The sequence below is a fragment of the Streptomyces sp. NPDC043812 genome (assembly GCF_056436245.1).
This window is the reverse complement of the sequence record NZ_JBWKCY010000017.1, coordinates 193,588-204,639: the sequence shown is the minus strand read 5'-3', so window position 1 is coordinate 204,639 and position 11,052 is coordinate 193,588. Positions and strand designations below refer to the sequence as shown.

Genomic DNA, 11,052 nt, shown 5'->3' with positions numbered 1-11,052 from the left:
ATTCCGAACCCGGAAGCTAAGCCTTTCAGCGCCGATGGTACTGCAGGGGGGACCCTGTGGGAGAGTAGGACGCCGCCGAACAATCATTGTGGGAAGCCCCGGAACACCGTTCCGGGGCTTTTCTGCGTTCATCACCATTCCAGCCGGCCTTCGGCCGGACCCCCGTGCCCCGACCGGCTGCGGCTGCGGGTAAGGTCGGGGGGCATCGTTCGCACGTTCCACACAGGAGGCCCCCGGGTGGAGGTCCAGGAGACCCGCGTTCAGACGGACCGGGTACTCACCATCCCCAACATCCTCAGCATGGCGCGCCTCGTCGGTGTGCCTCTCTTCCTGTGGCTGATTCTCCTCCCGGAGTTCGGCGGGCCGAAGAGCGACGGATGGGCCTTGCTCGTTCTGATGCTGAGCGGTGTCAGCGACTATCTCGACGGGAAGCTCGCCCGCCGCTGGAACCAGATCAGCAGTCTCGGCCGAATCCTCGACCCCGCTGCTGACCGGCTGTACATTCTGTCCACCCTGGTGGGACTCACCTGGCGCGAGATTCTGCCCATCTGGTTGACCGCTGCACTGCTTGCGCGCGAACTGATGCTGCTGGTGATGGTGGGAATCCTCCGTCGTCACGGCTATCCGCCGCCTCAGGTGAACTTCCTGGGCAAGGCGGCCACCTTCAACCTCATGTATGCGTTCCCCTTGCTGCTCCTGAGTGACGACACGGGGTGGCTCGCGTCACTGGCGGCAATTTTCGGATGGGCGTTCGCCGGATGGGGTACAACTCTCTATTGGTGGGCAGGGATCCTGTATGTGGTCCAGGTCCGCCGCCTCGTCAAGGCGGACGCAGCGGCCGATTGACCTGCTGACGCGGTGCCGTGCAATGTCGCCGGCCGCGTATGCCACCAGAGGTCTCTTTGGGCGGGTGAAGTCGGCCGGACCGTCATCTCTTCAAGGAGGACGCTTCCGACATGAAGGCCGTCGTGATGGCTGGTGGCGAAGGAACTCGGCTTCGCCCCATGACCTCGAGCATGCCCAAGCCGCTCCTGCCGGTGGCCAATCGGCCGATCATGGAGCACGTTCTGCGGCTGCTCAAACGGCACGGGCTCACTGAGACCGTCGTTACCGTGCAGTTTCTCGCCTCGCTCGTCAAGAACTACTTCGGTGACGGCGAAGAGCTCGGAATGGAGCTCACCTACGCCAACGAGGAGAAGCCACTCGGCACTGCGGGGAGTGTGAAGAACGCTGAGGAGGCGTTGAAGGACGACGCATTCCTCGTGATTTCCGGTGATGCTCTCACAGACTTCGATCTCACCGATCTGATCGCCTTCCACAAGGAGAAGGGCGCTCTTGTCACCGTCTGTCTGACGCGTGTGCCGAATCCGCTGGAATTCGGGATCACGATCGTCGACGAAGAGGGCAAGGTCGAGCGCTTCCTTGAGAAGCCCACCTGGGGCCAGGTCTTCTCGGACACCGTCAATACGGGCATCTATGTGATGGAGCCCGAGGTCTTCGACTACGTCGAGGCCGATGTGCCGGTGGACTGGTCCGGTGACGTGTTCCCGCAGCTGATGAAGGAAGGCAAGCCGATCTACGGCTATGTCGCCGAAGGCTACTGGGAGGATGTGGGCACGCACGAAAGCTACGTCAAGGCCCAGGCCGACGTCCTGGAGCGCAAGGTGGACGTCGAGCTGGACGGCTTCGAGATCTCGCCGGGCGTATGGGTCGCCGAAGGCGCGGAGGTGCACCCCGATGCGGTGCTCCGCGGGCCGCTGTACATCGGTGACTACGCCAAGATCGAAGCAGGTGTGGAGATCCGGGAGCACACCGTGGTGGGCTCCAACGTGGTCGTGAAGACCGGTGCGTTCCTTCACAAGGCGGTCGTCCACGACAACGTCTACGTCGGCCAGCAGAGCAATCTGCGAGGCTGCGTCATCGGCAAGAACACCGACATCATGCGTGCCGCACGCATCGAGGACGGTGCCGTGATCGGTGACGAGTGTCTGATCGGCGAGGAGTCGATCGTCCAGGGCAATGTGCGGGTCTATCCGTTCAAGACCATCGAGGCGGGCGCGTTCGTCAACACCTCCGTGATCTGGGAGTCCCGCGGGCAGGCGCATCTCTTCGGCGCCAGGGGTGTCACGGGCATCCTCAATGTCGAGATCACGCCCGAGGTCGTCGTCCGTCTTGCCGGCGCGTATGCCACCACGCTGAAGAAGGGCGCCACCGTCACCACCGCGCGAGACCACTCGCGTGGTGCGCGAGCTCTGAAGCGGGCTGTGATCTCCGCACTCCAGGCGAGCGCCATCGACGTGCGGGATCTGGAGAACGTGCCGCTGCCCGTGGCCCGGCAGCAGACGGCGCGGGGCAGCGCCGGCGGCATCATGATCCGTACGTCTCCCGGTGTGCCCGACTCCGTGGACATCATGTTCTTCGACGAACGCGGAGCGGACCTGTCCCAGGGCGGCCAGCGGAAGCTGGACAGGGTGTATGCGCGCCAGGAGTACCGCAGGGCGTTCCCCGGTGAGATCGGTGACCTGCACTTTCCGTCCAGCGTGTTCGACTCCTACACCGGTTCGCTGCTGCGCAATGTGGATACGTCCGGGATCGCCGAGTCCGAGCTCAAGGTCGTCATCGACGCCTCCAACGGCAGCGCCGGTCTTGTGCTGCCGAGCCTTCTCGGACGGCTCGGAGTGGACGCGCTGACCATCAATCCGGGGCTGGACGAGGCCCGGCCGACGGAGACCGCGGACACCCGCAGGTCGGGGCTGGTGAGGCTGGGCGAGATCGTCGCCTCCGCGCGGGCCGCGTTCGGAGTCCGTTTCGACCCCGTCGGCGAGAGGTTGTCGCTGGTCGACGAGCGTGGGCGGATCGTCGAGGACGACCGGGCCCTGCTCGTGCTGCTGGACCTGGTCGCGGCCGAGCGGCGCAGCGGCAAGGTGGCGCTGCCCGTGACCACGACGAGGATCGCCGAGCAGGTGGCGGCGTACCACGGGACGCAGGTGGAGTGGACGACGACGTCACCGGACGACCTGACCAGGGTGGGCCGGGAGGAGACAACGATCTTCGGCGGTGACGGCCGTGGAGGCTTCATCATCCCCGAGTTCAGCAGTGTCTTCGACGGGTCGGCCGCGTTCGCGCGGCTCGTGGGTCTTGTGGCGCGTACGCAGCTCACCCTGAGCCAGATCGACGCCCGGATTCCGCGTGCGCACGTGCTCAAGCGGGATCTGGCGACGCCGTGGGCGGTCAAGGGCCTGGTCATGCGGCGCGTGGTCGAAGCGGCAGGAGATCGACATGTCGACACCACGGACGGTGTGCGTGTGGTGGAGGCCGACGGGCGCTGGGTGATGGTGCTGCCCGACCCGGCCGAGGCCGTCACCCATCTGTGGGCCGAAGGGCCCGATGACACATCGGCGCAGGCCCTGCTCGACGAGTGGTCGGCGGTCGTCGACAGCGCGGGACAGTGATCTGGCCACCGATGTGCCGGCGAGGGATCGAGAGCCTCGTCCGGCGCATCGGTGGGGCCGTTCGGCGGTAGCAGCTACGACGTGCGACTATGTGCGGCATGTCCCAGCAGCCCCCCGTTCGGAGCACCGCTTCTCCGCCCGCGCGTCCCGACGCGTCGATGTCGCTGCTGACGAACGTGATGGAGCACAGCCTCGACGACGGATATGCGGAAGCGTCGGCCCGGCGGGCCGAGGGTGGCGGACTGCCGCGCACGCTGCGCGCGAAACTGGGGCTCGCCGCCGGTCTGGTGCTGGCGGCCGCCGTGGTCACGGTCGGTGCGGCCGAGGCGCGGATATCGGCACCGGTGCTGGCGAAGGAGCGCGAGGAGCTGATCGACCGCGTCGAGGCGCAGACCGACTCGGTCGACGACCTGGAGCGCAGTGTCGAATTGCTTCGCGACGACGTCCAGGAACGGCAGCGCAAGGCCCTCAGGACGCAGGACGGGGGCCGGGGTGAGCTCATGGCCCTGCTTGCCGGTGCGACCGAGGTCCAGGGACCGGGCGTGAAGCTCGTGGTGGACGACGCGAAGGACACCGCGCAGGGCGGCGACGGCCCGCGCGAGAGCAGCGGTTTCTCGGACACCGGCCGGGTGCGGGATCGCGACATGCAGCGGGTCGTCAACGGTCTGTGGGAGTCGGGCGCCGAAGCCGTGTCCATCAACGGGCAGCGGCTGACGGCCCTCTCGGCGATCCGTGCGGCGGGCGACGCCATACTGGTCGACAACAGGCCGCTCGTGCCGCCGTACACGGTGCTCGCGATCGGGGACGGGAACAAGCTGCGGACCGCGTTCCAGGACAGTGCCGACGGACAGTATCTGCACGTGCTGCAGGAGAACTTCGGTATCCGGTCCAGCATTTCCGACGAGCAGTCGCTGCGGCTGCCCGCGGCGCCGAGCTTGATCGTACGTACAGCAGAGCCGACGAACGCCGACGCCGGCAAGGGCGACGGGGCGGGTACGGCCGACACAGGGAAGGGCACATCGTGATCGCCGTACTGGGCCTCGTCGTGGGAGTCGTGGTCGGACTGTTGGTCCGGCCCGAGGTACCGGCGGTGGTCGAGCCCTATCTGCCGATCGCCGTGGTGGCCGCGCTGGACGCCGTGTTCGGCGGACTGCGGGCCATGCTCGACGGGATCTTCGTCGACAAGGTCTTCGTCGTCTCCTTCCTGTCGAACGTTGTCGTCGCCGCGCTGATCGTCTTCCTCGGCGACAAGCTCGGCGTCGGCGCCCAGCTGTCGACCGGTGTGGTCGTCGTGCTGGGCATCAGGATCTTCTCCAACGCCGCCGCGATCCGCCGGCATGTCTTCCGGGCGTGACGAACATGAGCAGCGAAGAGAAGCCCAACGGCGAGACGCCGGAACCCGCGGACGGGCCCGCGCCCAGGAGCGAGCCGCTGCCGCCGATGGCCGCACCGGAGCAGCAGGACCCTGCGCCCGCCCCGCCGTCGGAGGAGTCCGGATCGTCGACCGGCCGGCAGCGGCTGCGCGCGTCACTGTGGCCGCCGAAGGTGTCGCGGGCCCAACTCATCGCAGCATTGCTGCTGTTCGTGCTCGGTCTGGGGCTCGCCATTCAGGTGCGCTCCAACAGTGACAACAGCGCACTGCGCGGGGCGCGCCAGGAAGACCTGGTGCGCATCCTCGACGAACTCGACAACCGTACGCAGCGCCTGCAGGACGAGAAGCAGCGTCTGCAGGACCAGCGCACCGAGCTGGAGAACAGTTCGGACCAGGCCGAAGAGGCCCGGAAGCAGACGCTGCAGAAGGAACAGCAGCTGGGGATCCTGGCAGGTACGGTCGCGGCGGAGGGCCCAGGCATCACGCTCACCATCGACGATCCGTCGGGCACCGTGGAGCCCGACATGCTGCTCGACACCATTCAGGAGCTGCGCGCCGCCGGTGCCGAGGCCATCCAGGTCAACGGCGCCCGGGTTGTTGCCGATACGTACTTCTCCGGAACGGCGGGGAACATCGAAGTCGACGGCAAGGGCATCTCCGCGCCCTACACGTTCAAGGTCATCGGCAAGCCGCAGGACCTGGAGCCGGCGCTGAACATCCCCGGCGGCGTGGTGCAGACGTTGGAGAAGGAGCAGGCCACGGCCACCGTGGCTCGTTCGGAGAAGATCATTGTCGATGCCTTGCGACCGGCGGAGCGGCCTGACTACGCTCGGTCGTCGGCGCAGTGAATCGGGGGATCATGGGGTCTGCCTGGCCAGGGCGGGAGATTGCAGGGGGCCGACGCATCAGATCGGCGGCGCGTGGTGGAAACTGTCCGGTGGTCACGGACGTTGTGAGGGTGTCCGGGTCGGCAGGTGTGTTCGTTCAGGGTTCGTCCTGCCCCACGGGCGGGTCTATTTCGGTCAAGGGGAAGCGCCCGTGAAGTTGTTTGGGAAGTTGTTCGGCAAGAGCGCACGCGAGGAGGGCAACGCCCGCCATCGCGCGCCGCGCCAGGGCCAGAGCGAGGAGCAGGGCGCCGAGCGGCCGCTGTTCCGCGACGAGGTCGCCGGTGGTGACAATTCGGGCGGACAGGGCGCGTCGTCTGTTGACCCCGCCGGTGCCGGACGCATAGGTTTCGGGGAACCACCAACCTCAAGTGCGGGTGGAGGGTTTGCCTCCGACCCGTATGCGACCAATCCCCACGCGGGACAGCCGCGGCAGGAGGATCCGTCCATGGCGGGCTTGCCGGTTTGTACGAGGTGCGGCCACCGGAACCCCGAGGCCGGCCGGTTCTGTTCCAACTGCGGCGCCCCTCTGCGCGGTGGCGCTCCGGCCGAGCGTGCCTCCGAGACGACCTCGACCATCTCCATCTCCGGGATCGAGGCCTACGACTCCGAGGTGACCGGGCAGACCGCCGTCCCCTCGCTGTCGCCGGAGGCACAGGCCGCGGTCGACGCCCTGCCGCTCGGCTCGGCACTCCTGGTGGTGCGCCGCGGGCCGAACTCGGGCAGCCGCTTCCTGCTGGACGGTGATCTCACGACAGCGGGCCGTCATCCGCAGAGCGACATCTTCCTCGACGACGTGACCGTCTCGCGTCGTCACGTGGAGTTCCGCCGCGCCGCGGACGGCAGCTTCAGCGTCGCCGACGTGGGCAGCCTCAACGGTACGTACGTCAATCGTGAGCGGATCGACGCCGTCGTCCTGGCGAACGGCGACGAGGTTCAGATCGGCAAGTACCGGCTGGTCTTCTACGCGAGCCAGCGAGGCGTGTGACCCTCCTCCGGACTCCGTCCGGGGGGACCTCCAGGGAAGGTACATGCTGCGTACACCGAGGGGCGGTGCCGGACACGGCACCGCCGCACCGGGCGACCGGCCGATGAGTATCGGCGCGGTGCTCACGAGGCTGCGTGACGAGTTCCCCGAGGTGACGATCTCCAAGATCCGTTTCCTGGAGGCCGAGGGCTTGGTCGAACCGAGCCGGTCCCCGTCCGGGTACCGCAAGTTCAGCCCGCAGGACGTGGAGCGCCTGGCGCTCGTCCTGCGGATGCAGCGTGACCACTATCTGCCCCTCAGGGTCATCCGTGAGCACCTCGACGCCATCGAGCGCGGTGAGCAGGTGGCGCTGCCCGCGCAGGGCCCGCAGCGTGACCTGCTCGACGGAGCGTGGGATGCGGCGGAGGGCGAGCGTCCCACCGCCGGACGCCTGGGCCGGGCCGAGCTGCTGGCCGCCGCCGAGGTGAGCGAGGAGGAGCTGGCCGAGTGGGAGTCGTACGGGCTGCTCACGGCCGACGGGAGCGGCGGCTACGACGCCGAGTCGGTCACGGTGGCGAGGCTCGTCGCCGAGCTGGGCAGATTCGGTCTGGAGCCCCGGCATCTGCGGGCCGTGAAGCAGTCCGCCGAGCGGGACGCCGGGCTGGTCGAACAGATCGTCGCGCCGTTGCGCAGGCACCGTAATCCGCAGACCAGGGCACATGCCGAGGTGACCACGAGGGAGCTGGCGGCGCTCTCGGTGAAGCTGCATGCGGCGCTCGTGCAGAGTGCCCTCGGGGTCCGCCTTCTCTGATCTTGGCCCAGCCCGACTACCCAAACCTGTCGCGCACGTCCTAGGGTTGCTGTGTGAACGAGCTCGACGTTGTGGGAGTCCGGGTCGAAATGCCCTCGAACCAACCGATCGTGCTCCTGCGTGAAGTGGGAGGCGACCGGTACCTCCCCATCTGGATCGGTCCGGGTGAGGCGACCGCGATCGCCTTCGCACAGCAGGGCATGGCCCCGGCGAGGCCGCTGACCCATGACCTCTTCAAGGATGTTCTGGAAGCGGTGGGCCAGGAGCTCACCGAGGTCCGGATCACCGATCTGCGTGAGGGCGTCTTCTACGCGGAGCTGGTCTTCGCCAGCGGAGTCGAGGTGAGCGCCCGGCCGTCCGACGCCATAGCGCTGGCACTGCGCACCGGTACGCCGATCTACGGAAGCGACGGTGTGCTGGACGACGCCGGTATCGCCATCCCCGACGAGCAGGAGGACGAGGTGGAGAAGTTCCGTGAGTTCCTCGACCAGATCTCGCCCGAGGACTTCGGCTCCAGCAGCCAGTGACGGCCCGGCCGTTCGACATCAGCGCATTCGAGTAGCCTTTCCCGGATCGGGGCACGAGAAACCACTCTCAGGGTGATTATCACTCGGCGTGCCGAGTGTGGCGATCGTTGACGCACCCCTGGTGACTCCCTACCTTCGAGGTGGCAGGTCAAGGACGGAGGTCGGCGTGAGAAGCAGCGGCGACAGTACGGCTGGGGGCGGCCCCGGAATCAGTCCGGTGGAAGGCGGGCCGTATCCGCTGCACGACAGAGCGGCCGAACCCGGCGTGGACACCATCGGTTACCGCGGCCCGACCGCGTGTGCGGCAGCGGGCATCACTTATCGGCAGCTCGACTACTGGGCGCGTACGGGGCTCGTGGAGCCCAGTGTGCGGCCGGCCCACGGATCGGGCAGCCAGCGACTGTACAGCTTCCGCGATGTGGTCGTTCTCAAGATCGTCAAGCGGTTCCTGGACACGGGCGTCGCCCTCCAGAACATCCGCACCGCCGTCCAGCACCTGCGCGCCCGGGGCTTCCGCGACCTCGAACGCATGACGCTGATGAGCGACGGCGCGAGCGTCTACGAGTGTTCGTCGCCCGACGAGGTGGTCGATCTGCTCCAGGGTGGCCAGGGAGTGTTCGGCATCGCCGTCGGTGTCGTGTGGCGCGACGTCGAGGCCGCCCTCTCGCAGCTGCACGGCGAACGCATCGACACGGGGGAGACGCTGATCGGGAACAACCCGGCCGACGAACTGGCGAGACGCCGACGCGACCGGGCGGTGTGACGGGCGCGCTGCCCTGCGCCGTTGTCAGTGACGTGCGGCAGCATCAGTGGTGTGAGATCCGCGCCCACGATCCTGCATCTGGACATGGATGCATTCTTCGCCGCAGCCGAGCAGGCGGCGAAGCCTTCCCTGCGCGGCAAAGCCGTGGTCGTCGGAGGCCTCGGCCCGCGTGGCGTGGTCGCCACCGCCTCGTACGAAGCGAGACGCTTCGGGGTCCACTCGGCGATGCCGACGGCGCAGGCCAGACGCCTTGCGCCGCATGCCGCGTATCTGGTGCCCAGGTTCTCGCTGTACCGCTCGGTCAGCGAGCAGGTCATGGAACTGCTGGGCCGGCTGTCGCCCCTGGTGGAGCCGCTCAGCCTGGACGAGGCCTTCGTCGATCTGGAGGCGGGAGGTGTGGCCGATGACGCGGCGTCCGCCCGCGAGACGGGGGAGCGGCTGAGGGCGGACATACGACGCGTCACCGGCCTGACCGGGTCCGTGGGTCTCGCGGGTTCCAAAATGCTGGCGAAGATCGCCTCCGAGCAGGCCAAACCGGACGGTCTGGTGTTGATCCGGCCGGGCACGGAACGCGAGCTGCTGGGGCCGATGCCGGTGCGCACACTTCCCGGCGTGGGCCCGGCCACCGGCGACCATCTGAGGCGCGCCGGCATGACCACGGTCGCCGACCTGGCGGAGGCGGGTGAGGACGAGCTCGTCCGGCTGCTCGGCAGGGCGCACGGGACGTCGCTGTTCCGGATGGCGCTCGGGCACGATGACCGCCCGGTGGTCGCCGAGCGCGACGCGAAGTCGGTGTCCGTGGAGGACACGTTCGACGTGGACCTGCACGACCGGGTGAGGGTGCGCATCGAGGTCGAGCGGCTGGCGGACCGGTGCGTGCGGAGGCTGCGGGCCAGTGGGCATTCCGGGCGGACGATCGTGCTCAAGGTCCGTCGGTACGACTTCTCGACGCTGACGAGGTCGGAGACCTTGCGCGGACCGACCGACGACCCGGCGGTGGTGCGGGAGGCGGCCGGGCGGCTGCTGGAGTCCGTGGACACCACCGGTGGCGTACGGCTGCTGGGCGTGGGCGTCACGGGTCTCGCGGACTATACCCAGGAGGACCTCTTCGCGCAGGCGGCCGCGGAGGAGGCCGGGGCCGATGACGGCGACGGTGCAGTGGAGCCTGCCGGCGCCGAGCACGACGCGGCATCCGACAGCGCCGACGAGGCACCCGTGCCGCGGCACTGGTCGGCGGGCCAGGACGTGCTGCACGCCGAGTACGGGGCGGGATGGGTCCAGGGCAGCGGGGTGGGCCGGGTGACCGTGCGCTTCGAGCAACCGGGATCGGAGCCGGGCAGGGTGCGGACCTTCCGCGTGGACGACGAGGACCTGGCGCCGTCGGACCCCCTGCCGCTGGTTCCTCTGCCGTCCGACGCCGCGGCGGAGGGGAATCCGTCCGGTTCCGTGCCCGGTGATGAGGGCGGGGCGCCCGGCGAGGCGGCCCTGCCCAGCAGCGCGGGGAGTACGGGGGGTTCCGGGCGGCCGGGGTGAGGGTCGTGCATGCTCCGGCCGCCGGGGACGGGGCGGGAGTGTCCGCCCCAGAGGTTCGGGTGGTCAGTCCTCCTGGCCGGCGACGCGGCCGAAGGAGCGGTCACCGGACGGGGGGGCGGGCGTCGGCGGGACGGAGAGGTCCAGGCCGTAGTGGTGGTAGAGCTGCAGTTCCTGTTCGGGCGAGAGATGGCGGCCCACGCCGAAATCGGGGGCGTCCTTGATCAGCGAACGCTCGAACGGGACGCGGAGGGCGTTGTCGACGATTTCGCTCGGCTCCAGCGGGACGAAGGCGTCCCTGCTGAACAGGCCCGTGCGGACGGCGGCCCATTCGGGGACGCCCGTTGCGTCGTCCAGGTACACCTCGTCGACGGTCCCGATCTTGTGGCCGTCGCGGTCGAACGCTTTGCGGCCTATCAGGCTGCGCGGATCGATATCGGTTCGCACGGTCCCTCCAACGGGTCGCAACTGCTCTACAGTCCCTACAAAAGTGCACATCCGGGGTGTCGGCCACTCGAGGGATCGCCGCAGGACACGCTGGTAGGCTGGCAAGCGGCTGTCGACCCTGTGCGGGAGAGTCCACCGGTGAACCTGCCGGCGGCGCCGAAGGAGCAAATCCTCCCCGGAATCTCTCAGGCCCCTGTACCGCACGGACGAGGTCACTCTGGAAAGCAGGGCGGGCGTCCGACGGCATCCGCTCTCACCGACGGTGAAAGCCGGCGTGTCGTTCTGCGGCGCCCGGTGAA

At 68.4% G+C, this 11,052-nt stretch carries 11 protein-coding genes, 1 rRNA gene and 1 riboswitch; of the genes, 11 read left to right on the top strand and 1 reads right to left on the bottom strand.

What is annotated here, in order from left to right; all coding sequences use genetic code 11:
* The 11 genes from rrf to AC067Z_RS25040 form a co-directional block, all read left to right on the top strand.
* A 5S ribosomal RNA gene (rrf, locus tag AC067Z_RS25090) occupies nt 1-81 on the top strand; the annotation flags it as partial.
* Nucleotides 82-237: 156 nt separating this feature from the next.
* Nucleotides 238-846 carry a cardiolipin synthase ClsA gene (gene clsA, locus AC067Z_RS25085; protein ID WP_478791836.1) on the top strand — a complete coding sequence of 203 codons (609 nt, stop codon included), beginning with the start codon at nt 238-240 and terminating at the stop codon, nt 844-846.
* 110 nt (nt 847-956) lie between these two features.
* Nucleotides 957-3,452: a sugar phosphate nucleotidyltransferase gene (locus AC067Z_RS25080; protein ID WP_478791835.1), complete on the top strand. Its 2,496-nt coding sequence runs from the start codon at nt 957-959 to the stop codon at nt 3,450-3,452.
* A 98-nt stretch (nt 3,453-3,550) separates the two neighbouring features.
* Entirely contained in the window at nt 3,551-4,477 is a 927-nt protein-coding gene (locus tag AC067Z_RS25075; RefSeq protein WP_478791834.1) for a DUF881 domain-containing protein, read from the top strand.
* Nucleotides 4,474-4,806 (top strand): small basic family protein, encoded by a 333-nt coding sequence (locus AC067Z_RS25070; protein WP_003970459.1) that lies wholly within the window; start codon nt 4,474-4,476, stop codon nt 4,804-4,806. The genes AC067Z_RS25075 and AC067Z_RS25070 overlap by 4 nt, the downstream gene beginning before the upstream one ends.
* Before the next feature lie 5 nt (nt 4,807-4,811).
* The gene (locus AC067Z_RS25065) at nt 4,812-5,672 is read left to right on the top strand and encodes a DUF881 domain-containing protein (protein ID WP_478791833.1); all 861 of its coding nucleotides are present in this window, start codon (nt 4,812-4,814) and stop codon (nt 5,670-5,672) included.
* A gap of 61 nt (nt 5,673-5,733) precedes the next feature.
* On the top strand, nt 5,734-6,696 hold the full coding sequence (locus AC067Z_RS25060; protein WP_478791844.1) for an FHA domain-containing protein: 963 nt from the start codon (nt 5,734-5,736) through the stop codon (nt 6,694-6,696).
* A 43-nt stretch (nt 6,697-6,739) separates the two neighbouring features.
* Nucleotides 6,740-7,486 carry a transcriptional regulator FtsR gene (gene ftsR, locus AC067Z_RS25055; protein WP_478791832.1) on the top strand — a complete coding sequence of 249 codons (747 nt, stop codon included), beginning with the start codon at nt 6,740-6,742 and terminating at the stop codon, nt 7,484-7,486.
* A gap of 53 nt (nt 7,487-7,539) precedes the next feature.
* Entirely contained in the window at nt 7,540-8,013 is a 474-nt protein-coding gene (locus AC067Z_RS25050; RefSeq protein ID WP_026281837.1) for a bifunctional nuclease family protein, read from the top strand.
* Between the two features lie 217 nt (nt 8,014-8,230).
* The gene (locus AC067Z_RS25045; protein ID WP_478791843.1) at nt 8,231-8,776 is read left to right on the top strand and encodes a MerR family transcriptional regulator; all 546 of its coding nucleotides are present in this window, start codon (nt 8,231-8,233) and stop codon (nt 8,774-8,776) included.
* A 51-nt stretch (nt 8,777-8,827) separates the two neighbouring features.
* Nucleotides 8,828-10,309: a DNA polymerase IV gene (locus AC067Z_RS25040; RefSeq protein ID WP_478791831.1), complete on the top strand. Its 1,482-nt coding sequence runs from the start codon at nt 8,828-8,830 to the stop codon at nt 10,307-10,309.
* A gap of 63 nt (nt 10,310-10,372) precedes the next feature.
* Here AC067Z_RS25040 and AC067Z_RS25035 read toward each other — a convergent pair whose 3' ends face one another.
* Entirely contained in the window at nt 10,373-10,804 is a 432-nt protein-coding gene (locus AC067Z_RS25035) for a PRC-barrel domain-containing protein (protein ID WP_478791830.1), read from the bottom strand.
* Between the two features lie 62 nt (nt 10,805-10,866).
* A riboswitch (glycine riboswitch) is annotated at nt 10,867-10,964 on the top strand.
* The last annotated feature ends 88 nt before the right edge of the window (nt 10,965-11,052 follow it).

Coding starts and splice junctions, on each gene's coding strand:
- AC067Z_RS25080 (WP_478791835.1), top strand. CDS start 957: ATGAAGGCCGTCGTGATGGCTGGTGGCGAAGGAACTCGGCTTCGCCCC.
- AC067Z_RS25075 (WP_478791834.1), top strand. CDS start 3,551: ATGTCCCAGCAGCCCCCCGTTCGGAGCACCGCTTCTCCGCCCGCGCGT.
- AC067Z_RS25065 (WP_478791833.1), top strand. CDS start 4,812: ATGAGCAGCGAAGAGAAGCCCAACGGCGAGACGCCGGAACCCGCGGAC.
- ftsR (WP_478791832.1), top strand. CDS start 6,740: ATGCTGCGTACACCGAGGGGCGGTGCCGGACACGGCACCGCCGCACCG.
- AC067Z_RS25035 (WP_478791830.1), bottom strand. CDS start 10,804: ATGTGCACTTTTGTAGGGACTGTAGAGCAGTTGCGACCCGTTGGAGGG.